Source organism: Streptomyces sp. Da 82-17 (assembly GCF_046098215.1).
Taxonomy (GTDB): Bacteria; Actinomycetota; Actinomycetes; order Streptomycetales; family Streptomycetaceae; genus Streptomyces.
In genome coordinates this window covers 89,826-114,773 of the sequence record NZ_JBJURH010000023.1, presented here as the reverse complement: position 1 = coordinate 114,773, position 24,948 = coordinate 89,826, and the positions used below count along the sequence as shown (strand labels likewise).

General features: G+C 71.1%; 21 protein-coding genes and 1 pseudogene. 8 read left to right on the top strand and 14 right to left on the bottom strand.

Annotated features, from left to right (window positions below; translation table 11 throughout):
• Positions 1–24: 24 nt before the first annotated feature.
• Both ACIDOF_RS30950 and ACIDOF_RS30945 read right to left on the bottom strand, forming a co-directional pair.
• Positions 25–1,434 (bottom strand): MFS transporter, encoded by a 1,410-nt coding sequence (locus tag ACIDOF_RS30950; protein ID WP_409009473.1) that lies wholly within the window; start codon positions 1,432–1,434, stop codon positions 25–27.
• A 111-nt stretch (positions 1,435–1,545) separates the two neighbouring features.
• Positions 1,546–2,484, bottom strand: a complete 939-nt coding sequence (locus ACIDOF_RS30945; RefSeq protein ID WP_409009472.1) for a LysR family transcriptional regulator — start codon at positions 2,482–2,484, stop codon at positions 1,546–1,548.
• A gap of 136 nt (positions 2,485–2,620) precedes the next feature.
• Between ACIDOF_RS30945 and lpdA the strand changes: the two genes are divergently transcribed.
• Together lpdA and ACIDOF_RS30935 are read left to right on the top strand one after the other, a co-directional pair.
• Positions 2,621–4,117, top strand: a complete 1,497-nt coding sequence (gene lpdA / locus ACIDOF_RS30940) for a dihydrolipoyl dehydrogenase (protein WP_409009471.1) — start codon at positions 2,621–2,623, stop codon at positions 4,115–4,117.
• Positions 4,118–4,335: 218 nt separating this feature from the next.
• The gene (locus ACIDOF_RS30935) at positions 4,336–5,604 is read left to right on the top strand and encodes a M14 family zinc carboxypeptidase (RefSeq protein ID WP_409009470.1); all 1,269 of its coding nucleotides are present in this window, start codon (positions 4,336–4,338) and stop codon (positions 5,602–5,604) included.
• Positions 5,605–5,729: 125 nt separating this feature from the next.
• On the opposite strand, the gene ACIDOF_RS30930 is transcribed toward ACIDOF_RS30935, so the two are convergent.
• On the bottom strand, positions 5,730–6,281 hold the full coding sequence (locus ACIDOF_RS30930; protein WP_409009469.1) for an FHA domain-containing protein: 552 nt from the start codon (positions 6,279–6,281) through the stop codon (positions 5,730–5,732).
• A gap of 358 nt (positions 6,282–6,639) precedes the next feature.
• On the opposite strand from ACIDOF_RS30930, the gene ACIDOF_RS30925 reads away from it, so the two are divergent.
• Together ACIDOF_RS30925 and ACIDOF_RS30920 are read left to right on the top strand one after the other, a co-directional pair.
• Positions 6,640–7,542: a GNAT family N-acetyltransferase gene (locus ACIDOF_RS30925; RefSeq protein ID WP_409009468.1), complete on the top strand. Its 903-nt coding sequence runs from the start codon at positions 6,640–6,642 to the stop codon at positions 7,540–7,542.
• A 216-nt stretch (positions 7,543–7,758) separates the two neighbouring features.
• Entirely contained in the window at positions 7,759–9,492 is a 1,734-nt protein-coding gene (locus ACIDOF_RS30920) for a DUF3459 domain-containing protein (protein WP_409009467.1), read from the top strand.
• Between the two features lie 106 nt (positions 9,493–9,598).
• On the opposite strand, the gene ACIDOF_RS30915 is transcribed toward ACIDOF_RS30920, so the two are convergent.
• Together ACIDOF_RS30915 and ACIDOF_RS30910 are read right to left on the bottom strand one after the other, a co-directional pair.
• The gene (locus ACIDOF_RS30915; protein WP_409009466.1) at positions 9,599–10,717 is read right to left on the bottom strand and encodes an aminopeptidase P family protein; all 1,119 of its coding nucleotides are present in this window, start codon (positions 10,715–10,717) and stop codon (positions 9,599–9,601) included.
• A 157-nt stretch (positions 10,718–10,874) separates the two neighbouring features.
• Complete coding sequence (locus ACIDOF_RS30910; RefSeq protein ID WP_409009465.1) at positions 10,875–11,516, bottom strand: LysE family translocator; 642 nt, start codon at positions 11,514–11,516, stop codon at positions 10,875–10,877.
• Between the two features lie 142 nt (positions 11,517–11,658).
• Here ACIDOF_RS30910 and ACIDOF_RS30905 point away from each other — a divergent pair.
• Positions 11,659–12,415, top strand: a pseudogene (locus ACIDOF_RS30905) (phosphodiesterase).
• A gap of 56 nt (positions 12,416–12,471) precedes the next feature.
• Here the strand turns inward: ACIDOF_RS30905 and ACIDOF_RS30900 are convergent.
• The 6 genes from ACIDOF_RS30900 to ACIDOF_RS30875 form a co-directional block, all read right to left on the bottom strand.
• A complete protein-coding gene (locus tag ACIDOF_RS30900; RefSeq protein WP_409009464.1) occupies positions 12,472–13,119 on the bottom strand; it encodes a PDZ domain-containing protein in 648 nt (215 codons plus the stop codon).
• Positions 13,120–13,605: 486 nt separating this feature from the next.
• Positions 13,606–15,501 carry an O-aminophenol oxidase PhsA gene (gene phsA, locus ACIDOF_RS30895; protein WP_409009463.1) on the bottom strand — a complete coding sequence of 632 codons (1,896 nt, stop codon included), beginning with the start codon at positions 15,499–15,501 and terminating at the stop codon, positions 13,606–13,608.
• Between the two features lie 486 nt (positions 15,502–15,987).
• Positions 15,988–16,419 (bottom strand): protein-tyrosine phosphatase family protein, encoded by a 432-nt coding sequence (locus ACIDOF_RS30890; protein WP_409009462.1) that lies wholly within the window; start codon positions 16,417–16,419, stop codon positions 15,988–15,990.
• 87 nt (positions 16,420–16,506) lie between these two features.
• A complete protein-coding gene (locus ACIDOF_RS30885) occupies positions 16,507–17,352 on the bottom strand; it encodes a class I SAM-dependent methyltransferase (protein WP_409009461.1) in 846 nt (281 codons plus the stop codon).
• Between the two features lie 51 nt (positions 17,353–17,403).
• Complete coding sequence (locus tag ACIDOF_RS30880; RefSeq protein WP_409009460.1) at positions 17,404–18,015, bottom strand: NUDIX domain-containing protein; 612 nt, start codon at positions 18,013–18,015, stop codon at positions 17,404–17,406.
• A 537-nt stretch (positions 18,016–18,552) separates the two neighbouring features.
• The gene (locus ACIDOF_RS30875) at positions 18,553–19,794 is read right to left on the bottom strand and encodes a TetR/AcrR family transcriptional regulator (RefSeq protein WP_409009459.1); all 1,242 of its coding nucleotides are present in this window, start codon (positions 19,792–19,794) and stop codon (positions 18,553–18,555) included.
• A 103-nt stretch (positions 19,795–19,897) separates the two neighbouring features.
• On the opposite strand from ACIDOF_RS30875, the gene clpX reads away from it, so the two are divergent.
• The gene (gene clpX / locus ACIDOF_RS30870; protein WP_409009458.1) at positions 19,898–21,211 is read left to right on the top strand and encodes an ATP-dependent Clp protease ATP-binding subunit ClpX; all 1,314 of its coding nucleotides are present in this window, start codon (positions 19,898–19,900) and stop codon (positions 21,209–21,211) included.
• A 231-nt stretch (positions 21,212–21,442) separates the two neighbouring features.
• Positions 21,443–21,814: a helix-turn-helix domain-containing protein gene (locus ACIDOF_RS30865; protein ID WP_409009511.1), complete on the top strand. Its 372-nt coding sequence runs from the start codon at positions 21,443–21,445 to the stop codon at positions 21,812–21,814.
• A 180-nt stretch (positions 21,815–21,994) separates the two neighbouring features.
• Here ACIDOF_RS30865 and ACIDOF_RS30860 read toward each other — a convergent pair whose 3' ends face one another.
• Both ACIDOF_RS30860 and ACIDOF_RS30855 read right to left on the bottom strand, forming a co-directional pair.
• Positions 21,995–22,609, bottom strand: coding sequence for a ClpP family protease (locus ACIDOF_RS30860; RefSeq protein WP_409009457.1), 615 nt, complete (start codon positions 22,607–22,609; stop codon positions 21,995–21,997).
• Between the two features lies 1 nt (position 22,610).
• Positions 22,611–23,288, bottom strand: a complete 678-nt coding sequence (locus ACIDOF_RS30855) for an ATP-dependent Clp protease proteolytic subunit (RefSeq protein ID WP_409009510.1) — start codon at positions 23,286–23,288, stop codon at positions 22,611–22,613.
• 305 nt (positions 23,289–23,593) lie between these two features.
• Here ACIDOF_RS30855 and ACIDOF_RS30850 point away from each other — a divergent pair, with 305 nt between their 5' ends.
• The gene (locus ACIDOF_RS30850; protein ID WP_409009509.1) at positions 23,594–24,418 is read left to right on the top strand and encodes an SAM-dependent methyltransferase; all 825 of its coding nucleotides are present in this window, start codon (positions 23,594–23,596) and stop codon (positions 24,416–24,418) included.
• Between the two features lie 90 nt (positions 24,419–24,508).
• On the opposite strand, the gene msrB is transcribed toward ACIDOF_RS30850, so the two are convergent.
• On the bottom strand, positions 24,509–24,916 hold the full coding sequence (gene msrB, locus ACIDOF_RS30845; RefSeq protein ID WP_409009456.1) for a peptide-methionine (R)-S-oxide reductase MsrB: 408 nt from the start codon (positions 24,914–24,916) through the stop codon (positions 24,509–24,511).
• Between the last annotated feature and the right edge of the window lie 32 nt (positions 24,917–24,948).

Below are 24,948 nucleotides of genomic sequence, written 5' to 3'. Positions count from 1 at the left end.
TCGGAGTGAGCGGATTCATAGCGGTCACATGACGTGGGACGGGTGCTCGTCCTCTCCGACGTCCCCGCTCCGCTTCCCGTTCTCGTCCCGGGGACGCGCCGGAACGTGAAGTTGACCCGCGTGTCCGGCTGCTGCCTGTCGGGTCGCGAGGGCCACGACGAACGCCAGCGCCGCAGCAGTGGTGCCGACGGTGAACGCGGCCGCGGGGCCGTACGACTCCGCGAGGCGCCCGGCGACGGCGAGGGTGACGGCCTGGCCGCCCACGAAGGCGCTCGACGCGAACGTCATGCCCTCGGCCAGCCGTGCGCGCGGAACCGCTCTCTCTGTGAGGCCGAATCCGGTGATCAGGTTGGGCGCGAAGATCGCACCGAAGACCGTCACTACGAAGTAGAGGCCCGCCAACGAGTCCGTCCACACCAGCGGCAGGGAGAGCAACGCTGCTGCGGCCGTCGCCACGCGCCAGCGCAGCAACAGCCCGACGCGTTCGGGGACCGCCGCCATGGAGAGGCCTACGACGGCGCTCATGACGCCCATCGCGGCGTACACGAGCCCCGCCTGGTCGGGTCGGCCCAACTCCTGTGTGAGGGCGGTGATTCCGGCCCCGCAGCCGCCGAGCAGCACACCGAGGAGTACGAGGCCGACGCGCACCACGTACACCTGCCGCGGCATGCGCCGTCCCGCACCACGCGCGCGTGCGCGTTCCCCCGCCGCACGCGCGCGTGGCTGCTGTCGGTCCCCTGGGGACAGGCCGGGTTCGTACGCCTTGCTCGTCGGCGTCGGTTGGAGGGTCAGGGCGGTCGGGTGGAGGGCGAATCCGGTTCCGCAGACGGCCACGAGGAGGGCGGCGAGGAGCATCGCGTACGCCGGGTGCCCGGCGACCGCGGCGAGCCCCACGGCGGCCGGCCCCAGCACGAAGGACACCTCGTCCATCGTGCTCTCCAGGGACATCACCGCGTCGGGCAGCCGATGGTCGGCCCGCGCGCGTCGGGCGAGCGCCACCACACGCGCGCGTGCCAGCGGCCCGATGCCCGGCACGGTGGCGCCTGCCAGCGCGCCCAGAACCACCAACAGCGGTGTGGCCGCGCCGAGTAGCGCGCTCGCCGTGAAGGCGCTGATCGCGATCGCGTTCAGCAGCGCGAAAACCAGCACTACGCGTCGCTGTCCACGACGGTCGGCGAGGCGGCCGACGAACGGCCCCATCGCCACCTGCCCGAGCGCCAGAGCGCAGGCGACCATGCCGCCCGTCGCGAGCGAGCCGCTGGTCCTCGTGACCATGAGGACGCTGCCCATCTGGATGATCGCCGTGGGCAGCCGCCCCAGGAACGACAGCACCGGAAGCAGTGCGCCGGAGAGGCCGATCACTTCCCGGTACGTCTGCAACGTCCCGGCAGGTGCCTCTCCGCCTGTGCTCCGCTCCGGTGTCTCCTGCGCCATCGCTCGAACCTAGCTTCCTGATCGGTTGCGGCCCCATGCGGGGATGAGACGAAAGCACGGCAGGCAGGCCCGTAGGTTCGCATGACGACTGTGGCCGACCTCGCCTGCTCCTCAGCAGTCCTGGTACGCCTTGAGCGGCTTCCCGGGACGCCATCCCGCGGGCGGCTCGTAGGGCGGCAGAACCTCCTGCACGGCCTCGACGAAGGCGGCGGCCGCCCCGGTCGGCTCCACGCGCGTGAAGACCGTCAACGTGCGCTTCCAGGAGGGTTCGACGGACAGCACCACACAGTCCTCGCCGACCGCGCCACGCACCACGTGTGCGGGCGCCGTGGCGATCCCGACGCCCGACGCCGCCATGCGCACCGCCGTCGACGTGTGCTCGGTCCACACCGCCGTACGAGGGGCGAAACCCGCCTGCCCGCAGGCCCAGTCGAGAAACCGCTGTCCCTGTACGACGGGTTCCATCGCACAGCGCACCCAGGGCCGCCCGGCGAGTTCCTCGAGGCGGACGCTGGTACGGCCAGCCAGGTCGTCGTCGAAGGGCACCGCGAGGACGATCTCCTCCTCCCCTACAGGTATGACCGAGCCCGTCCAGTACTGCGGCGGCGGCCCCACCGCGAGGTCGGCCACGCCCCGCTCGACCTGCTCCTCCAGGGCCTCGGGCGTGCCGTACTCGTGCAGCAGGAGCTGGACTCCGGGGTGGGTGCGGCGCCAGTGCGCGAAGACGTCCGGCAGCACGCCCACGGCGACCGCATGGACGGCCGCCACGTGGAGTTCGCCGCCTTCGGCCCCGGAAGCGGCACGCGCGGCGCGCTGGGCCTGTTCCGCGCTGCGGACGGCGAGTTCGGCGTGCGGCAGGTAGGCGCGTCCCATGGGGGTGAGGCGCACGCCGCGCGGCATGCGTTCCAGGAGCGGTCCCCCGACGCTCTTCTCCAGCGCCTTGATCTGGTGGGACAGGGCGGGCTGAGTGACGTGGAGGGCCTCTGCCGCGCGTGTGAAGGACGACTCCTCGACGACAGTCAGGAAGTACTCCATCTGTCGCAGACTCACCGCAGCTCCCCCACCGCTCTCCTGCGCGAACCCACCGCTCTCCTCTGCAAAGACGCGCTCCTATAAAGGCCGTGCATCGAACCCACAAGAACATTGCCTTGGACGGTGCGCAAGGCCCGGAGGGAGTCTGAGGATCATGAACACAGGAGAGGGACTTCGACCCGAACACGCCTCTGCGGCCACGGATTTCGCGATCGGCGCCGCGCGCACTGCCACCGGTCCGGATGATCCGACCACGGTTGATGTGATCGTGATCGGCGGGGGCACGGGCGGCTACTCGACCGCCCTGCGCGCCGCGCACCTCGGCCTCACTGTGGTGCTGGCCGAGCGGGACAAGGTCGGCGGCACCTGTCTGCACCGGGGCTGCATCCCGAGCAAGGCGATGCTGCACGCAGCGGAGCTGGTCGACGGGATCGCCGAGGCCAGGGAACGGTGGGGTGTGAAGGCCACGCTGGACTCCGTGGACTGGCCGGCGCTCGTGGCGACGCGCGACGACATCGTGCACCGGAACCACAAGGGCGTCGAGGCCCACCTTGCGCACGCGCGCGTGCAAGTGGCCCGTGGCAGTGGCCGGTTGACGGGTCGGCGTTCCGTGCACGTCGAGGGGCACGGGGAGTTCACCGCGCGGCGCGGGATCGTCCTGGCGACCGGTTCGCGGCCGCGCACACTGCCCGGCCTTGAGCCGGACGGGCGGCGCGTGGTCACCAGCGACGACGCACTGTTCGCGCCCGGACTGCCGGGTTCCGTGGTGGTGCTCGGCGGTGGCGCGATCGGCGTCGAGTACGCGTCGTTCCATCGCTCGATGGGCGCAGCGGTGACGCTGGTCGAGGCGGCTGACCGGATTGTTCCGGTCGAAGACGCCGATGTGTCACGGCACTTGACGCGCGGCCTGAAGAAGCGCGGCATCGACGTGCAGACCGGCGCCCGCATGACCGATGCCGAGGTCCTCGACGACGGCGTGCGCGTCACCGTGCGCACCGCGCGGGGCGAGGCCCGCACGGTCACGGCCGACCGGCTCCTGGTCGCCGTGGGCCGCGTTCCCGTCACGGACGGCCTCGAGCTGGCCGCTGCCGGACTGGCGGCGGACGAGCGGGGCTTCGTGCCCCCGGCGGACTGGAAGCGCCTGGAGACCGCCGTTCCCGGCATTCACGTGGTCGGCGATCTGCTGCCGCCGCCGTCGCTCGGCCTGGCCCATGCGTCGTTCGCGGAGGGCCTGTTGGTGGCCGAGACCCTGGCAGGGCTGGAGTCGCCGCCGGTGGACTACGCGGCCGTGCCGCGGGTCACGTACTCGTCGCCGCAGACCGCGTCCGTCGGGCTGGGCGAGGCGGAGGCACGCGCGCGTGGGCACGGAGTCGAAGTGAACACGATGCCGTTGACGGCTGTCGCCAAGGGCATGGTGCACGGGCAGGGCGGCATGGTGAAGGTCGTCGCGGAGGCGGGCGGCGGTCAGGTGTGGGGCGTCCACCTGGTGGGCCCGCACGTCTCCGAGATGATCGCGGAGAGCCAGCTGATCGTCGGCTGGGACGCGGAGCCCTCGGACGTGGCCCGGCACGTGCACGCGCACCCGACGCTGTCCGAGGCGGTCGGTGAGGCCTTTCTGACGCTGGCAGGGCGCGGGCTGCACCAGCAGTAGCGCAGCGACGAACCCACGCTCGCGACCCCCCGTACGGTCGCTGACCGTCACTCGGCTGCGGTGCGAAATCCGGCTCTTGAGTGCGAACCCACCCCAACCCCCGGACGTTCGGATAGCGGAGCGCTGCCATCCGCATACGCACGGTGGTGTCAGGCGCTTGACAGCGGCTCCAGAGCGTGGGGTACTGCGGATGCGCACGGCGGGCGGACCATACGGGGGTGAGTCACCTGACGGAGCAGCACTATCCCAGCGTGACGGAACTCGCCCTGTCCGCACGGACTTTGACGGCCGAGCGTCCCGACCTCTGCGCGTTGCGCCGGATCGGCACCTCGCGCGCGGGACGGCCGCTGCACCTGCTCTCCGTGGGGCGGGCGGAGCAACGCGTCCTGGTCGTCGCGGGCGCCCACTCCAACGAGCCCGTGGGCGGCCCCACGGCGCTGCATCTGGCGCACCGCGCGGTGCACGACGAACAGTTGCGGTCCGGGGTGAGCTGGCACTTCCTGCTGTGCGCCGACCCGGACGGGGCTTCCCTGCACCGCGCGTCCGCGCCGCGCACCCTGTTCGACTACCACCGGCAGTTCTTCCGCCCTGCGGGGCCCGAGCAGCCGGAGTGGGCGCCGTCGGTGCTGCCCGCCGACGAGTGGCCGCCGGAAACCCGCGCCCTGTTGGGAGTGATCGACGAACTGCAGCCGTACCTTCAGGTGTCCCTCCACGGCACCGATCTGGGCGGCAGCTGGGTCCAGTTGACGCAGGACATACCCGGGCTCGCCGAGCCCTTCGCCAAGTCGGCCGCGCAGCTGCACATCCCGATCGAGACCAGTACGTCGGACGCCGCCGGCTGGCCGATATCCGGCCCCGGGGTGCACGTGATGCCGGACCCGGGCACGGACGCGCTGTTCCCCAGCCTTCCCGAGGACGTGACGCGGTCCACGTGGCACCACGTGCACCGGTACGGGGGCCGCACGGCGATCGTCGAGGTGCCCATGTGGGCGAGCGATCTCGTCGACGACCCTGCGCGCCATCCGGCGCCGCGCGAGGCCCTTCAACAGGTCTCCAGACGCCTGCGGGCCGAGGCCCTGAGGGTGGAGGCGGTGCTGCAGGAGACGGGCCTCAGAGAGGCCAAGGAGCAGTCCCTGCCCGCCGATTGCGCGCCCTTGCTCCGGGCCGCCCGCTGGGCGCTGGGACTCGTCCCGGGTCTCGCGGAGGACTGGCTGCGCCCGCCTCCGGACGACGCGACGATGACGTACGTGTCCAGCATCGACGCCTTCGGTCGACGGCTCCCGCTGCGGGCGGCGGCGATGCTGCTGCGGGTGCTCGACGCGACACAGGACCCGCTGGCGGCCCGGCTGGAGCGGATGGTGGCGGAGTGGTGCGCGTCTTTCGAGGACCACTTCAGGGCGCGCTGGGTGCCGGTGGAGCACCAGGTGGAGCACCAGTCCCGCACGGTCGTCGCGGCCGCCCGGCACGCGCGCGTGGTGACGCATTGAGCACATGAATCGAACACGCCAGGAGTCAGGCGCCTTCGGAGGCGGGCCTGCTCGAGGGCGGGGCCTGCTCGGCACGCGCGCGTGGAGCATGTTTTGGGCGCCAACTCGGGGCCTGTCCCGGCCACTTACTGCATGGCGAGGCGGAAGTTCATCGAGCCGAAGCTCACGTGGTCGCCGTCCCGTACGACCGCGGCGGCGACCACGCGGCGCCCGTTCACGCTCGTGCCGTTGGTCGAACCCAGGTCGCGCAGCACCCACTGGCCGCCCTGCATGCGCAGCTCCGCGTGCAGGCGGGACACGGTGTCGTGGCTGAGGCGCAGCCCGTTGGACGGGTCACGGCCGATCCGCAGCGGATAGGGGCCGGGCTCGGGCAGCAGCAGCTTCGGCAGCCGCTCCGCCTGCCAGGCCCTGCGCACGCGCACGGTGAACGCCGAGGCCGCACCGACCGCGCCCGTCACGAACGCGCTCCAACGCCCTTGCGGGGCGGGCAGGTCGGCGGTGAGCGCGGCCAGCTGGTCCGCCCGCCGCGCGACGAGCGCGAGCTCCATGCGGCGTACGTACGTGTCGTGCGAAAGCCGTCCCTGGACCACGCCCTCCTGGAGCGCGCGCAGCGCCTTGTCGCGTTCGGCGTCCGAGAGCCGCGCGGGATACGTGGGGAACTCGAAGGAGGACGTCACGTTCGCGATTGTCGGGCAGCGTCGCCGGGGTGTCCAGAAAACCCGGAAGATGGCCGGTCTCTGACCAGCACGAACCCGATTCGGTACACCGGAACGAGGGACCCGGCGCAGGCGGATCGAGCACCGCGCGTGTGCTCGGCGCCACCCGGATCGAGCACCGCGCGTGCGGGACACCCGTGCCTGCGAAAACCGCTGGACGGCGTCACATCGCGCACATAGGGTCGCCGAAGACGCCACTGCTCACGGAAAGGAGGCGAGAGCCATGAAGTGCACGATCCTGCCACTGCGCTCCCGCCCTGTCCATGCGGCGTCCCAGGTCTGATCGGGAGCGTTCCGTTTCGTTTCCGGAGGACTCTTCATGACCGACCTGGTCATCCGCGCGCTCACCGAAAAGGACGCGCACCTGTTCAACTCCCTTGCCGACCCCGGTCTTGTGGGCCGCGCCGTCACAGGCGTCGAATACCGCACACGCGCGGCGGGCGGCGACTACCGGCCCGAGTGGACCTATGTGGCCCTGCGCGAAGGCAAGGTCGTGGCACGCGCCGCCTGGTGGGGTTCACCGCAGGACACGACACCACTGCTCCTCAACTGGCTCGACTTCGCGGACGGCGAGCACGACGCCGCCGTCGCCCTGCTCCGTGAGGCCCCGTTCGACGTCGACTACGAGCTGATCCTGCCGCCGGACTGGCGGGAGCGCCCCGAGGCCGCCGCGGCGGCTCAGGCGCGCATCTCGGCGGCCGAAGCGGCGGGCAAGCGGCCCCTCGTGGAGCGGCTGCGGTACCTGTGGACCACGGATCGCGGCCTCCCCGCCCGTCCGGGGCGGCTGGTGTTCCGGGAGGAGCACGACGACGCCGTGCTCCTCGACGTGCTGCGCAGGATCCATTCCGACACCCTCGACGCGCACGCGCAGCGCGCGAAAGAGCTGGGCGGCGTGGACCAGGCGGCGCGGGAGGAACTGGAGTACATCCACTGGTGCCCCGAGGCGTGGCCGCAGTTGGCGTTCACGCAGCAGGGCGAGCTGGTGGGTCTGCATCTGCCGTGCCGGATCCCGGCGGGCTTCGCGGCCGGGTTCATCGGCGTGGTGCCGGAACAGCGCGGCCACGGGTACGCGTACGACCTGCTTGCCGAGTCGACGCACTTCCTGCACACGCGCGGTGCCGACGACGTCGCCGCCGCCACTGATGTGGGCAACTTCCCCATGGCGGCGAACTTCGAGAAGGCCGGGTATCCGGTGACGCAGATGCGCATCGACCTGGTGTGAGCCCCAGCGCGCCCCGACCGGATCCGGATGGCCGGTCGCGTTGTCGCCAGTGAGGAAACAGTCGCCTCAAGGGTGCCGGTTCTCGGCACCCTTGAGGTGCGGGATTGTGCGTGATTCACCGGCGAAACGATCTCTGGTGCAGCACCATGGACGGGCGAGGTCACTGACAGCGTCCGGCCGGACACGTCGGCCGGCATCACAGACGGGGGGCCGTCCGTGCAGTTCGAGGTGTGGGCACCACAGGCGAAGGACCGGGTCACGCTCCAACTGGAAGGCGACACACAGGCGTTGGAGCGTGATCCGGACCGGCGCGACTGGTGGGTGGGTGAGGCGGAAGCGCAGCACGGCGCGCGCTACGGGTTCGTCATCGACGGCGCCGCCGGGGAAGGTGCCGGATCCGATTCGGGGACGGGCCCCGGTGACGGATCCGGCTCTGCGGAAGGCGTTGCAGGCGGTGCCGTGCTTCCCGACCCGCGTTCGCTCCACCAGCCGGACGGCCCGAGCGGCCTCAGCGCGGTCGTGGACCACGCGGCCCACGCCTGGAGCGCACCGTGGCCGGGAAAGCCGCTCACGGGCGCGTCAGTGCTCTACGAGCTGCATGTCGGCACGTTCACCCACGAGGGCACCCTCGACGCCGCAGCCCAACGTCTTGGCGGCCTGGCCGAGTTGGGTGTCACGCATGTCGAGCTGATGCCGCTGAGCCCGCTTCCGGGGCGGCACGGTCGGGGGTACGAGGGCGGCCTCCCGTGGGCGGTGCACGAGCCGTACGGCGGGCCCGACGCGCTGAAGCGTTTTGTCGACACAGCCCATGGCCTCGACCTCGGTGTGGTGCTCGACGTGGTGCACCACCGGTTGGGGCCGTCGACTGCGCAACTCACGGCGTTCGGGCCGTACTTCACGCAGACCGGTGAACACGGCGAGGCCGTCAACCTGGACGGCGACGGGTCGGACGAGGTGCGCTCGTACCTCATCGGCAGCGCGCTCTCCTGGCTGCGGGACTACCGGATCGACGGGCTCCGCCTCGACGCCGTGCACCGACTGCGCGACACGCGCGCGTTCCCGTTCCTGGAAGAGATTTCCGCCGAAGTGGACGCCCTTGCGGTGGAGTTGGGCCGCCCGCTGTTCCTGGTCGCGGACTCCGACGCGTGCGACCCGCGCCTGACCACGCCCCGCCACGAGGGCGGGCTCGGGGCGCACGCCCAGTGGAACGACGACTTCCATGACGCGCTGCACGCTGCACTGACCGGCGACAGGACCGGCCTCTACGCCGACTTCGCGCAGACGCCCCTGAAGGCGCTCGGCAAAACGCTGACGTTCGGGGTCTTCCACGACGGCGGCTACTCGACCGCGCGACGCCGGAGCCACGGCCGGCCCGTCGACCGGGAACGCACCCCAGCACACCGTTTCGTGGGCTACGCCCAGAACCACGACCAAGTGGGAAACCGCGCACAAGGAGAGCGACTCTCGGCCTCCCTCTCCCCGGGCCTGCTCGCCTGCGCCGCGGCACTCACTCTCACCGCGCCCGGCACACCCTTGCTGTTCATGGGCGAGGAGTGGGCGGCCGGAACTCCGTGGCAGCCCTTCGGCGAGGACGCGGAGGCCAGAAACCGTTCCTGTCTGAACTGGGACGAGCCCGAGAAGAACGAGCACCACGCGCGCGTGCTGGCCTGGTACCGCACGCTCATCGCGCTCCGCCGCGACCAATCCGACCTGTGCGACCCGGACTTGGCGTCGGTGCGGGTGGCGTACGACGAGACCGCGCGGTGGCTAGCGTTCCGGCGCGGAGACCTGCGGATCGCCGTCAACCTCTCCAAGGCGCCCGCCGAGATCCCGTTGTTGGGCGGCAAGGCGCAGGTGCTGGCCTCCTGGGACCCGGTCGAAGCACCCGCCGGGGACGGCATCCTGCACCTTCCCGCGGAGTCCTGCGTGGTGCTCGGCCCGCTGCAGTGAACACCGACGCCTCGGGCCGCTGACGCTCTGCTGAGCGCCTCAGCGGCCCGAGGCGGCCGCCAGTGACGGCAGGCATGGGGGGGGGGCGGGGCCCCGCGGAAGGCTGCTATTCGACGATCGCCAGCTCGCGTGCCGTGTCGTTGAGGCGATGCCCGCCTTCGTCGGTCACGGTGACGATGTCCTCGATGCGGACACCGAACCGCCCGGGCAGATAGATGCCGGGCTCCACGGAGAAGCACATGCCGGGCACCAACGGCTGCTCCTCGCCCTCGATCATGTAGGGCGGTTCGTGAGTGGTGACACCGATGCCGTGGCCGGTGCGGTGGATGAAGTACTCGCCGTAACCGGCATCGTCGATCACCGCGCGTGCGACCCGGTCGATCTCCTGGCAGGCGACACCCGGCTGGACGGCCGCGCAGCCCGCGTTCTGCGCCTCGCGCACCAGATCGTGCACCTTCTGCTCCTCGGCGCTCGGCTCACCGACATGCACCGTGCGGGAGGTGTCCGAACCGTAGCCGTGCTTGAGGCCGCCGAAATCGAGCACCACCATGTCGCCGTGCTCGATGGTCCGTTCGCCCGCCTCATGGTGCGGATTGGCACCGTTGGGGCCCGAACCGACCACCGTGAAGTCCACCTGCGAGTGCCCGAACTGCCGCAGCAGATCGGCGAGATCAGACGCCACGTCGAGCTCTCTGCGGCCCGAGAACCGCACCTTGAGGATCTCCTCATAGGTGGCGTCCGCCGCAGCGCCAGCCGCCGCCAGCCGCTCCAGTTCGTGCGCGTCCTTCACGGCGCGCAGCATGGGCAGCGCTTCCGTCAGGGAGGCGTACGACGTGCCGGGCAGGGCCTGCTGCAGGCCGAGCAGATGCATCGCCCACGCGTTGTCGCTGATGCCGAACCGGCCGTCGACGTCCAGGAGCGGCGCGGTGACGGCGTACGGGTCCTTGCCGTCCGTCCAGTCCCGCAGCGTCAGAGCGGGCGCTCCAGGGACGTGCTCGGCGTCCGGCGCCTCCAGGGTGGGCACGACGAGGATCGGGTCCTGGCCGGCGGCGAGCACGAGCAGCGTGAGCCGTTCCGTGGCGGCGGTGGGCTGGTAGCCGGTGAGCCACACGAGGTCGGGGCCCGGCGCGACGAGCAGGCCCGCAAGGCCGGCGTCTGCCGCCGCCTCGGCGGCTCGCTCCATCCGGGCCTTGTAGTCGTCGGCGGTGAACGGCGCGGGCGTCATGGCTGCCTCCTGAGCCTTCCGGATCTCTCCCCGCAGCATCATCGCCCGCCTCCGGGTGGCGGCGCGAGCGGGCCTGAGCACCGCAGCCGAAATCCGGCACCACGCGCGCGTGGCGGGCGCTGCACCACGCGCGCCCAGTGCCGGATTTCGAACCGGCTCACCCTTCCAGGGCGAGCCGCACACCGAGAAGCAGCAGCACACCGCCGGAGACCTGCTCCAGCCTGCGCCGCACACCGGCACGCGAGAGGACCGTCTTCATCCGGCCGACGCACCACACGTAGACGCCGTAGTAGGCGACTTCGTAGAGCGCCCAGATCGCGGCGAGCACAATCATGGTGGGCAGTTCCGGCATCCCCTTCGGCACGAACTGCGGCAGGAACGACATGGCGAAAACCGCCGCCTTCGGGTTGGCGAGGTTCAGCAACAGACCGCCGCTGTACGAGGCCCAGCCCGAGCGCACGGTCGTCCGCCATTCAGCGTCGGCCTCAACACCGAGCTCCCCGCGGGAGCTCTTTCCACGCCTGGCCTGCCACAGCGTCTGGATGCCGAAGACGACCAGCACGACCGCCCCGACGATGCGCATCACGTCGTACGCGAGCTGAGACGCGGCCAGGAGCGCGGAGAGTCCGCAAGCGGCGACGACACCCCAGATGAACACGCCGGTCTCGTTGCCGAGGACGGTGAGGAAGCCGGCCCGCCTGCTCTGCAGCGACTGCTTGATGATCAGGATCGTGGACGGCCCCGGAGAGGCGGCGATCAGGGTGCAGGCGCCGAGGAAGGCGATGAGCGTGCTGAGCATGCCCCCATGCTCGGGGCTCGGACGCCGCTGCACCAAGGGTTTTCCACCAGCCCGTCTAATGCTTAGATGATTCACAACCATTAGCGACTGGCGTTCGGCGCGGTGGGGTCGCCGACCGGGTCAGGGGGAGGGCTCAACCGCCGTGCTCGTACTGGCACAGATCAGCGATCTGCATCTCGACGGCACTCCGCGTGCGACGGAACGCGCGGAGCGGGTCATGGCACGTTTGCGGGGTCTGCACGCGCGCGTGGACGCGCTTCTCGTCACGGGGGACATCGCCGACCACGGGACGGAGGACGAGTACGAAGAGGCCGCCCGCATCCTCGCCGCACCGTTCCCCGTGCTGACCTGCCCCGGCAATCACGATGCGCGCGCGCCGTACCGCAAGGCACTGCTCGGCGTAACCGACGCGGAACGCCCCGACGGGCCCGTGAACTCCGTCCACCGCGTCGGCGGCGCCGCAGTCCTGATGTGCGACTCGAGCATCCCCGGCCGCGACGACGGACAGCTCGACGCGGAGACGTACGCCTGGATCGAGGCCACCCTCGACGACCTGGGCGGCGATGTGCCCGCTCTGCTCGCCTTCCACCACCCACCGGTGGCCCTGCACCACCCGCTTCCGGACGCCTACCCGCTGCGTCAACCGGACGCTCTCGCCGACCTGTTGGAGCACCGACCGCAGGTGAAGGCCCTCATCACAGGCCACGCGCACTCGCCTGCTGCGACGGTTTTCGCCGGGCGTCCACTGGTCATCGGACCAGGAGTGACGTGGACCCTGCAGCTACCTTGGGAGAGCCCCGAAGTGGCGGATCGCGCGGCCGATCCGGGGACTGGCCTTTCATGTGCTGGACGACGAAGGGCGCCTCGTCACGCACTTCCGAACCGTGCAGAGCGCGTGAGGCGAAGCAGCCGATACCTCGTGCCGAGCGCCTGAGGCGGCGGGGCCGGCGCCCGGTCACGTCACCACCCCGGGCGTGACGGCGATCGACTCCCTCTCGCCCGCGCGGTGCCTCACCGTGAGAGTGAGCGCCGCGCCGGGCCGGGCCTTCGCCACGGCGGACGCCAGCTCGGCAGCCGACGAGGTCCGTTCCCCGCCCACAGCGAGAATCACGTCGCCGCGCACGAGGCCTGCGGTGTAGCCCGGGCCCGGAACGTGTACGCCAACGAGCAGCGCACCGGCGCGAGTTGGCAGGTCGACCGCCTCCACCCCGAGCGTCGCCCGCGGCGAGCCCGTGGCCGTGCCGGAACGCCCGGAGGCCCCGGCGCCGCCCACCTGCGTCCCCTGTCCGCCCTGCTGCTCCTGGCCCGAGGGCCGACCCGAGCTCGATGCCCCGTCGCCGCCCTTGCCACCCAACGGGCCTGCACTCCCCGGGAGTTGCAGGTCCGCCTGCTTCAGTTCGCTCAGCCTGCTCATGCCGATGACGGTGGCGCCGACGGTGCCGAGCCCGACCCCGGCCAGCACCAGCATCACCGCGACGAGCACGCCGAGCAGAGCGGTCCACAGCCGTCTGCCGCGCGGCCGGGCAGGATGCGGCCGTCGGCCCGCTCCGTACTCGCCGGCGTGGCCGGGCATCGGCTTGGGACGCAACATTCTCTCTTCCATGGCTCGCCTCCGTGTGAGGCTCTACCCCACGGTCGACCACGGAACGAGTCACGAAAGAGTGACATATTCAGTACGGAGACGGGCGTTCAGGAGCGATCCAGGCGAATACTCATCACTCCCGCCGGCCGGCCGACAGTGGCGAACCCTCGCGACCGCCCGACCTCGAATCGGCGAATTGCCTGGTCCGACACCACGCCAAGTCCGTTGTCAGTGGCGGCTGTTAGCTTCTTCGACATGGCGGACCGAGGGCGCAGGCCCCCCGACTCCGTCGCCAGCATGACGGCAGAGAGCCCCTCCGGACCACAGAAGCCGGACGACGGGAGAGCCGGAGCGGGAGCACGGGCGGCACGAGAGCCGCCCGACCCCGCCGCTTCTCCCCTCCCCCGCGCTTCCCCTCGCAGCATCTCGCCACGCGTCGTTCACCGCGCGCTTGACGCCACGCGCCCCCGTCCGCACGCCGATCTCACACTTCTCCGCACACCGATCTCACGCCGCATGCCCTTCGTGCGGTCCGCCGTGGCCGGCCCCGTGATCGAACTTCAGGGCCTCCTTCGGCATGACCACGAACGGCCGCATCATCCCCATGTCCTCATGCTCCAGGAGGTGACAGTGGTACATGAACCGCCCGTAGGCGCCGTCGAAGCGCCCCATGATCCGCAGCATCTGCTCGCCGGGCACCCGGAACACGTCTTTCCAGCCGCGCTCGTTGGGCGCCAGCGGCAGCCGCGTCCCGGCGTCGTACGCGACGGGTGCGCGGGTGCCGCCGAGCTCCGGGTCGAACCCGGACACGTCGTAGGCGTCCCGGCCCAGTGCCTGGAAGTCGGCGAGGTGGATGTGCATGGGGTGCACGATCCGCGACAGGTTGAGGAAGCTCCACTGCTCGTACGCGCCCTCCGCGAGGGTGAAGCCGAGCCCGTCGTTGAAGGTCCGCGCGATCCGGCGGTACGTCTTCACCGCACCGTCCGCGTCGCGCACCTGTATGACGCCCTCCGTGGGCACCTGCACGTCCGCGGCCTCGTGTTCGGAGAGCTGCGCCATCTCCCAGATCTCCGGATGCCCTCCGCCGCCCTTGGTGTTGGGCGGGGTGAGCACGACCAGTCGGTGCCCGTGCTCGACGTCGTGGCCGATGCGACGGAAGGAACCGGAGAGCACCTCGGGCAGCTCGAAGGCGTCGGCCGCGCCGCACGCCCGCACCCGGAACTCCATGACCTGCGGGTAGCGGACGTCGTTCACCGGGTCCGGCACGCCAGGCGCCTGGCCGGGGCCCTTGTCGACCAGCCGGAGCCGCCGCCCGGCGAGGGCCCGGAAGTCGACGAGCAGATCGAAGCGTTCGGCGGGAGCGACGGTCAGCACGGGCATGGCCGCGTCGAATTCGACGGGCACAGGGCGCGGCAGCAGCCCGCCGTCGCTGCCGATCTGCTTGACCACGCCGGGCACGGGACTGCCGTCCTCGTCGATCAGGACGAGGTTGTAGGTCCGGGCGTTGGAGGCGTTCACGAGCCGGAAGCGGTACCACGCGTCGTCCACGTCGGCGTACGGCCAGATCTGCCCGTTGACGGTGGTGTACGGGCCGGTGAAGGGCAGCGAGACGGGCTTGCCGGTCTCGGGGTTCTCCTCCTGGACGACGACGGTCTTGTGCAGGATGCGGCCGTTGAGGGTGCCGTCCTCGTCGGTGTCGAGGTTCCGGTCGGCGATCAGCAGCGGTATCTCCCGCTCGCCGCGCGGCAGTCGGAGCGCGTCCTCCTCGTCGTCCCGCACGAGGTAGGTGCCGTACAGCCCGGCCTGCACGTTCCAGCGGGTGATGTTCATGGCGTGGTCGTGGTACCACCACTGCACGGCCTGGTGGTCGTTCGGGTACTCGGAGAGCTGCGCGTCCCCGTACCCGACCGCGTTGTCGGCCCAGCCGTCGTTGCCGCCGCCGGTCTGCGCGCCGTGCAGATGCGTCACCGTCCAGGCGGGCAGCGCGGCGACGTCCTTGTTCGGTTCGACGCCACCACGCCCCGGCTCGGTACTGGCGGGCGGTTCCCCCTGCGGCCGGGCCTGCACCTCGACGGCGGTGACCGGGTATTCCGAGCCCACCGGGATGCCGTTCGTCCAGGCCACGCGGATGCGCCGACCGCGCCGCACCTCGATGGTGGGGCCGGGCACGGTGCCGTTGTAGCCCCACATCAGAGTGGGCGGCAGTTGCGGATGCAGCCGCACCCATGTGGGCTGCAGGGTGACGGCGGTCTCCTGGAGCACGTCGACCGGCTGCGGCCTGAGCACGGGCGGCACGGTCAACGGGCTGACGTACGGCACGAGTTGGCCGTCGGTCACCTTCTCCTGGGCCTGGCCGAAGCCGTCGGTCAGACGGTCGGCCAAGCGCTCGATGATGTCGGTCAAGACTGTTCCCCCATGGTGAGTGCTGTGCGTCGCCGCTCCCCCGGCACCGCCCGCGCACGCCGCAGCGCGACGTCCCGCTCGGCCGGCGCCTCCGCGGCGACCCCCGTAGGGCGGCTCACGACCCGCCCTCACCTCACAAGACTCCGTGCATCACACAGCAGTTGCGTGAATCACCCATTCCGGCTGAAACAGCATGCACACGGCAGCAATCGGGTGCGGAATCTCCACGACCGGAACGCCTGCACAGGAGGCGACACCTGTTCCGCTTCACCGCACGAGCCGTACCCGACCCGACCACGGCCAGCCCTTCCGGACGGACGGCCCGCCGTCACACGCCTCCGCTCCCGTGTACCCGGCCAGGCGGGACGGCCCATGGTTTACGGCCACGACGGGCTGGGCGGCCGGCCCGGCGGGGTGGCCTCGCCCGATCGCGGCTGCCTGAGCACGCGGACAGGGGCGAGAACACCCCTGCTCGGAACGGCGACGTCACACGGTGAAGCGGCGTACGTACCTGCGCTGGAAGGGGGTTTCCACGGCGTGCGGGTCGTAGTGGCGGCGTACGTACGCGACCGCCTCCTCGGGCGGTACGCCGTCGATGACGGCGATGCAGGCGAGCGCGGAGCCGGTGCGCCCGCGCCCGCCCGCGCAGGCGACCTCGACGCGCTCGCTCGCGGCACGCTCCCAGACGGCGCGGAACACGGCGGCGGCCTCGAGCCGGTCGCTCGGCAGCCGGAAGTCGGGCCAGCGCAGCCAGCGGGACTCCCACTCGACCTCGGGCGGCTGCTTGCCGAGGAGCAGCACGGCGAACGTGGGCGGCGGCCCGTCCGGCAGCGGCTTGCGCAGGCCGCGTCCGCGCACGAGACGCCCCGACGGCAGTCGCAGCACTCCAGGGGCTTCCGGATCCCAGGTCTCGATCATCCGGACACGGTAAGCGGCGCCCCGGCCGACCCGCCACGGAACGGCGAACGCGGGACCCTGTTCCGGATGTTGCTGTGGCCTCTGCGGCTACTGGGCAGGCTCTTCCGGCGCCGCGAAGTCGTACCGAAGGATGCGGCCGATGTCGCGGAGTACAGGGATGCGGGCGAGCAGGCGCATGCCGAGGCGGCCGGACGCGGGGAGGTGATCGAGGCCGGGCACGTCGACGCTGCGCACCGATTCGACGAGGGTGAGGCCGGGCGCCCACGACTCGACGGCCTCGGGGTCGTCGAGGCCCCAGTGCAGGGTGGCCCCGGCGTTGCGTACGGCCGGCACCCAGTTCTGGAGCCGGATGCCTGCGGTGCCGTACACGTCGAAGAGCAGCCTGCCGCGCGGGAAGCGGCCGACGATGCCCTGGATGAGGTGGCGGGCCTCGGCCTCGCGCAGGTACATGGACAGCCCTTCGAAGACCGCCAGGGTGGGCCGGTCGGCGGGGATGTCGTCGAGCCAGGCGTCGTCGGTGACGGAGGAGCCGATCATGCGGTAGTCCACGTCCTCCGGCGCGCTCAGCAATCGGCTGCGCAGGCCGATGACTTCGGGGAAGTCCACGTCGATCCACCGCACCGCGGGCGGGGGCGCGACCCGGTGCACGCGCGTGTCGAGGCCGCATGCCAGGTGGAGGACGGTGGCGGAGGGCTCGTCGGCGATGAACTCGCGGGTCCAGTCGTCGAGTTGCCGGGCCCTGAGCGCGACGCCGACGGCGCTGGTGCCCCTCACGCCGGTTTTGCGGAAGTCGTAGTCGATGCGGCGGACGGCGCGCGCGGCTTCGTCGTCGTGCAGGACGGAGCGCGGCGAGCGGCTGTCGAGGGCCCGCCCGTAAAGGGTGGCGAGCATCGTCTCCTGGGCGCCGGTCAGGGTGATCTTCTCGCGGTCCATGACCCCTCAAGCTACGCATGCGACGGCGGGCGCGGGCCGCGACACGATGGTTCAGGCCAGGCGGTAGTGGTGCGCGCCGTGCGCCGGTACGTCGAGGTCCTGCCGCCAGGCCGCGAGCACGGCGGCGGACGGCTCGAAGAGGGCGGCGGGGAGCGCGTCGAGGCGGGTCCACTCCCAACGAACGATCTTGTCCGGTTCGGTCACCACCGGGGTGCCGGCACCGTGTTCAGCGCGACCGGTGCCATGTTCAGTGCGACCGGTGCCGTGCTCGGGACCGAGGCCGTGTTCAGCGTGACCTGCGTCTGCTGCGGCGGGTGCGGGGACGACCGCGGCGGCGGTGAGCCGGGTGACGCCCTGCTTTCCGTCGACGAGTACGGCGACGATCCGCACGGCGTCGGGAGACACCATGAGGGCGGTCTCCTCGGCGAGTTCGCGGGCGGCGGTCTGCTCGAAGCTCTCCCCCGGGTCGACCTTGCCGCCGGGCAGTTCCCAGCGGTCGTCGTGCCCGAGGCCGAGAAGGACCCGCTCCTGCGAATCGACGACGATCACGCCGACTCCGGTGACGCTGTTCGGCGCGGGGAACGCCCGCTCGACCCGCTCAGGCTTGGGCGCGGCGGGTCCGGACTGGTGGTCGCGGGGCACGGACTGCTCGTCGCGGGACACTGCGGCGACCTCCAACTTGCTCGTACGGCAGCCGAGTTCCGGGCGAGGGCTCGGCGATCGCCGCCACCGTATCGGGCTGATCACGGGAGGCGAAAAGCGCGGCGGGCCCCGGGCACCGACTTCTCCGCGCGCTTCACGGCACCCAGGCCAGGGCCCGGAAACCGTCTCTGCGACACCCGACACCCGACACCCGGCGCCCGGCTCGGCGGCCCCGCGATCGGCCTTGGCGACACCCTCCGCCCGCGGACGCCACTTGCGCCCATGCGCGACACCCGCCCGCCCCGGAGGAGGCCAAGCCCAGCCCTTGCGAGACCCACCGCCCGCAGACGCCACGTTCGACGTTGCGACATCCGCCCCCCGCAGACGCCGCGTTCGCCCTGGCGACATCCGCCGCCACGGGGGCCAAGCTCGGCCGTTGCGAGACCCGCCCGCCCGCAGTCCGTGCGCAGCCGGTCCTTGCGGCTGCCTGCCGTCGTCAGCCCGCTGCGCAGCCGGCCCGTGCGGCGCCCGGCCGCCCTCAGCCCACGCAGCCGCTCCTCACCCCGGCGCGGGTGCAGGCTGCCTCAGGTCGGCTGTCGCTGCGGCGTGGCAGGCGCCGCGGCCGTCGGCGCGGGCCACGATGCGGCCGTCAACGATCCGAACGGCGGCCTCCGTTCCGTCGCTCACGGCCGGCACGCCCGCGGCGGCCGCGACGGAGCCCGTGGCGTCGTACACCAACTGGAGGCGCGGCCAGGAGGCGGCCGGGAAGGAGCGGCGCAGGCAGGTGACGACGTCGGCGACGGCGAGGCGGGCAAGCGGGATGAGCTCATTAGGGCAGCCGGAGACGAGCACCGCGGTCACGGTGGCCCCGGCGGGCGCCGCGCGTACCGCTTCCTCCACCGCCTCCAGCCGGTGCAGTCCGAGCACGACCAGCACGCCGTCGCCGTCGCCGTCCAGGCGGGCGGGTGTGCCGCGCACGGCGTCGAGCGGTGCGTCGCCCGCGGCTCCGTGCAGGGCCCCGCCCGACGTCGGTACCGGCGGCCAGGGTTCGTCGACGGGGCGGGCATGGGGCACGTACGGCAGGTGGGGCGGGTTCCAGGTGTCGTGCGGGGCGGAGTCGGCGAGGCGTTCGCAGGCGTGGATGACGGTGAAGGGTTCGACGAACCCAGGGGCGGCGTCGGCCAGTTGGCGTGCGCCGTGGAGGGAGGTGAGCACGGATTCGGCGACGCGTACGAGCCGGGAGCGTTCGGCCGGGCGGTCACGGTCGGCGGGCTGCAGCGTTTCGAGGGCGAGGCCGAGGAGCAGGGCGTCCAGCTTGAGGAGTTGGCCGTACGGCTGTCGGGTCCGCTCGTCGGCGAGCACCTCCGACATGAGGTGTGTGTCGAGCCGCGCCCCCTCGCCGGCCGGTCGGACAGCGTCACCGGCGAGCGGCAGCCGTGCCGTCCAGGCGCGGGCGAACGCACCGAGCGCGGCACGGCGCGCAGCCCGATCCGCAGCCCCGGGACTGCCCGCGTCGGCGCCGGTTTCGGCGATGACCTCTGACCCGAACTCCCGCCCCGTGACGCCCTGTTCGGCAACAGACTCCGCATCGGACTCGGCCAGTTCGGCGAGGACGGCGAAGTAGAGCGCCCTCTTTCCGGGGAAGTTGGAGTAGACGGCGCCGCGGGTGAGGCCTGCGCGTTCGGCGATGCGGTCGACCTTCGCGCCGGGATATCCACGGGCGGCGAACTCGTCCCGGGCTGCCGCAAGGACTTTGGCGCGATTGAGCTGCTGCAGCTGCGCCCTGCTGAGCCGAACCATTGCCCTCACTCGTTCATGCCCTGTATGGATTGCCGTCCGTCACGGCGCAGGATACCTTCGTTTCACATGGTGACGTCATCTGATCCCGGCATTTGAGGTACGAGTGGCACGCATCGGCGACAGCGAAAACCTGCTGAAGTGCACGTTCTGCGGCAAGAGTCAGAAGCAGGTCAGGAAGCTCATCGCGGGCCCGAGCGGCATCTGCATCTGTGACGAGTGCGTGGGGCTGTGCAATGAGCTGATCGCCGAGGAGGCCGAGGAAGCGGCCAAGGGCGCACCGCGTGAACTGCCCACGCCACGTGAGATCTTCACGTTCCTCGAGCAGTACGTGATCGGGCAGGAAGAGGCCAAGAAGACGCTGTCGGTGGCGGTTTACAACCACTACAAGCGCGTACGTCAGGGCAGTACGCCGGCCGGGTCGCAGGAGGGTTCCCAGGGGGCGCAGGGCTCGTCGGCGTTGCCGGAGCCGGTGGAACTCGGCAAGTCCAACATCCTGTTGATGGGGCCGACGGGCTGCGGCAAGACGTATCTGGTGCAGACGCTGGCGCGGATGCTGGACGTGCCGTTCGCGATCGGTGACGCGACCGCGCTGACCGAGGCGGGCTATGTCGGTGAGGACGTCGAGAACATTCTGCTGAAGCTGCTGCAGGCCGCGGACCACGATGTGGAGCGGGCGCAGCACGGCATCATCTACATCGACGAGATCGACAAGGTGGCGCGCAAGAGCGAGAACCCTTCGATCATGCGGGACGTGTCGGGCGAGGGCGTGCAGCAGGCGCTGTTGAAGATCCTCGAGGGCACGGTGGCCTCGGTGCCGCCGCAGGGCGGCCGGAAGCATCCGCAGCAGGAGTTCATCCAGTTCGACACGTCGCAGGTGCTGTTCATCGTGGGCGGCGCGTTCGCCGGTCTGGAACGGATCATCGAGCAGCGGGCGGGCAGTCGGGGCATCGGCTTCACGGGTTCGCTGGGGCCGGCGCAGGATGCCGCGGAGGAGCGTCCGTTCGCGGGCGCGTTGCCGCAGGACCTGCTGAAGTTCGGCCTGATTCCGGAGATCGTGGGGCGGCTGCCGATGATGGCGGCGGTCGATCCGCTGGACGGGCCGGCGCTGGTGCGCATCCTCACGGAGCCGCGCAACGCACTCCTGAAGCAGTACCAGCGGCTCTTCGAAATGGACGGTGTGGAGCTGGAGTTCACGGACGAGGCCGTCGAGGCGATCGCGGAGCAGGCGCTGCTGCGCCGCACGGGCGCCCGCGCTGCCCGCACCATCCTCGAGGAGGTGCTGCTGAACGTGATGTACGAGGTGCCGAGCCGGGACGACGTGGCCCGCGTGGTCGTCACCCGCGACACCGTCCTCGACAACGTGAACCCGACGCTCGTGCCGCGCGACGCGTCCGGCCCCAGCGAGAAGTCGGCGTAGCCGGGCTCGGGCCACTGCTTCGCTGTTGGCAGAACGGAACCCGCCCCTCAGGCCCTGCTTCGCTCCTAATCTGAAGTGGTGAGCAGCGAAGAGCCGACCGAAGCACTCGTGGCGCGAGACGGCCGCGTCACCCAGGAGTTCCCCGATCTCGCCGGCCCCGGCAAGGGCGACGAGCCCCGCGAGCCCCGCGAGTCCGGCGAGTCCGGCGAGTCCGGCGAGTCCGGCGCCCAGGTGATACCGCTGCGGCCTGTCGGCGGGACGCCCGCCAAGGAGCCGCTGTGGCGGGATGTCGTGGGCGATGTGCTGCGCCGTGAACGGCTCGTGCAGGAGCGGACGTTGAAGGACGTCGCGGAGGCGGCGCAGATCTCGATCCCGTATCTGTCCGAGCTGGAGCGCGGCCGCAAGGAGGCCTCGTCCGAGGTGCTCGCCGCTGCGGCACGAGCTCTGGGACTGAGCCTCACCGACCTGCTGTCCCGCGGCCACGCCGAGATCATCCGGCTCACCGGCGCCGGCGCGCTGAGCGGGGCGGGCGGCAGATCCGGTGCGCGCATCTCGGGCCCGACGGCCAGCATCCACCGCAGCCTTATGCGCCTGGCGGCCTGAGGATCGACAGGTCGGCGGGTCGACGGGTCGACCGGTCGGCGGGTCGACAGGTCGGCCGGTCCGCAGGCTTCCGAGCGCCCGGGAGCCTGCCCCCCCTCCTCGGCCGGCCCGGACCACCAACCCGAGAAGCAAGGTGGAGGGGAGTGGAGGGGAAGCCAACCCCTCCACCCCACCCCTTCCTCAACTCACGCCCCGCACCCCCACATCACGCCGCGTCAGCACCTCGTCCGCGAGGCCGTACGTCACTGCCTCCTGGGCCGTGAAGACCTTGTCGCGGTCCATGTCCTGCCGCAGAGTCGCCACGTCGTGCCCGGTGTGCTGCGAGAGGACCTCCTCGATCTGCGCGCGGATCCGCATCATTTCCTTGGCCTGCACCCGCAGGTCCGCGACCGTGCCGCGCTGGCCGCCACTTGCGGGCTGGCCGAGCAGAACCCGTGAGTGATCGAGGACGAAGCGTCTGCCCTTGTCCCCGCCGGCGAGCAGCACAGCCGCCGTGGACGCGGCCTGGCCCACGCAGAACGTGGAGATCGGCGCGCTGACGAACGTCATCGTGTCGTAGATCGCCATCAGTGAAGTGAACGATCCGCCGGGCGAGTTGATGTAGACGGCGATCTCCTGGGCCGGGTTGGACGCCTCCAGGTGCAGAAGCTGGGCGATCACGACGTTGGCGACGCCGTCGTCGATCTCCGTGCCGAGGAAGATGATGCGCTCGGAGAGAAGCCTGCTGAAGACGTCGTAGGACCGCTCGCCCTGCGGGGTGCGCTCGACGACGTTCGGGATCGTGTACGTACCCATCTCAGAACCCCCTGCGCTGCCTGGCCGCCGCGGGCCGTACGTCGACGAGCGAGGTGACCACATGGTCGACCATGCCGTAGTCCTTGGCCTGTTCGGCGGTGAACCAGCGGTCGCGGTCGCCGTCGCGCGCGATGGTCTCCTCCGACTGGCCGGTGTGCTCGGCGGTGATGCGTTCGATGGACCGCTTCAGATACTCCAGGTTCTCCGCCTGGATCTCGATGTCGGCGACGGCCCCGCCGATGCCCGCGGACGGCTGGTGCATCATGATCCGCGCATTGGGCAGGGCGTACCGCTTGCCGGGAGCGCCGACCGACAGCAGGAACTGGCCCATGCTGGCGGCGAATCCCATGGCGAGCGTGGAGACGTCGTTCGGGATCAGCTGCATGGTGTCGTAGATGGCGAGACCCGCGTGGACCGAGCCGCCGGGGCTGTTGATGTACAGGCTGATGTCCGTGCGCGGGTCCTCGGCCGACAGGAGCAGCATCTGCGCGCACACCCGGTTCGCGGACACCTCGTCGACCTGCGTGCCGAGCACGATGATGCGCTGGCCGAGGAGCTGGGCGGCGAGATGGTCGTCGAAGCGCGTGGGGACGGTGTCCCCCTCCTCGGCGCGCGGGTCCGGCGTACGCACGCGGGCGCCCCCACCCCCGTACCCGCCGCCGGTGATCAGCGAAGTCATGGCCATCGGTCCTCCTGTGTCCGAGCTGTTGCCGAGTCGTCGGCGTCTCGACTCCCAATGTCGGCCCAGGACCGTCGCGAGGACAGAGATCTCTGCCCTGAGCAGATCTGCCCACAGCAGATGGACACCGGAGTCGTACGCTCCACCCGCCGGGCGCAGGCAAAGCCGCAGGTCGGCGGCCCGCGAGGGCGAGACAGTGCCCTCCCGGCCCGCTCGCCACGCATCCGGCCCGCTCACACAGCCCTTAACTCGACGCTCTACATTGCGTGTTGAAGATCTGCGAGCAGCGCCACCAGGAGGAGCCCGTGCCCGACCAGCCCACCCCCGACACGACTCCGGAAGAGCTGCGCGCCCGGATCAACACCACCCAGCCGCACACGGCCCGCATCTGGAACTACTGGCTCGGCGGCAAGGACAACTACGAGGTCGACCGAGCCGCCGGCGACCAGATCCGCCAACTCCACCCAGGCATCGGGGAGTACGCGCGGGCGGACCGCCGCTTCCTCGGCGCGGCCGTGCGGCACCTGGTGAACGACGTCGGCATCCGCCAGTTCCTGGACGTCGGCACGGGCCTGCCCACCGCCGACAACACCCACGAGGTCGCCCAGAGCCTCGCGCCCGAGAGCCGCGTGGTGTACGTGGACAACGACCCGCTGGTCCTCGCCCACGCGCGGGCGCTGCTCACCAGCACCCCGGAGGGCAGAACCGACTATCTCGACGCCGACCTGCGCGACGTAGACACGATCCTGGAGCACGCCGCCAAGACCCTGGACCTCAGCAAGCCGGTGGCCCTCGTGCTGCTCGGCGTCGTCATCTTCATCGAGGACGAACAGGAGGCCCACGCGGTCGTACGACGCCTCATGGACGCCCTGCCCAGCGGCAGCCACCTGGTGCTCTCGCACACCATCACCAGCCCGTCGATGCCGGACGTGGACGCGGCGGTCGCGTTCTGGAACGAGCACGGCACCCCGAAGCTGACCCAGCGCACACCGGCCCAAGTCGGCGAATTCTTCGAGGGGTTGGAGCTCATCGGCCCCGGAGTGGTCTCCTGCAACCGCTGGAACCCGGACATCGCGGACGAGTCGCTGGAGGAGGTGGCGATGTTCGGCGGAGTGGCCGTGAAGCGCTGAAAGGCCTCCGGACACGCCTATGGACAAACACCTCCGGGCACGGCCCCCTGGCCGTGCCCGGTCGGTGAAACCGTGGATCCGTCCGCGCGGTCAGCCCTCGTCCGGAGCCAGCCGCAGCGAGATCGAGTTGATGCAGTACCGCTGATCGGTCGGCGTCGGATACCCCTCGCCCGCGAAGACATGGCCCAGGTGGGAACCGCAGCGGGAGCAGCGGACCTCGGTGCGGACCATGCCGTGGGAGCGGTCCTCGATCAGCTCGACGGCGTCCGACTCCTTCGGGTCGTAGAAGGACGGCCAGCCGCAGTGCGACTCGAACTTGGTCTCCGACGTGAAGAGTTCGGCCCCACAAGCACGACAGGAGTAGACGCCCTTGGTCTTGGTGTCCGTGTACTCACCGGTGAACGCGGGCTCGGTGCCGGCCTGGCGCAGCACGGCGTACTCCGCGGGGCTCAGCTCCGCACGCCACTGCTCGTCCGGCTTCTCGACGTCGTACGACATGATGCGCGTCCCCTCAGTTCGACTCAGTCCGA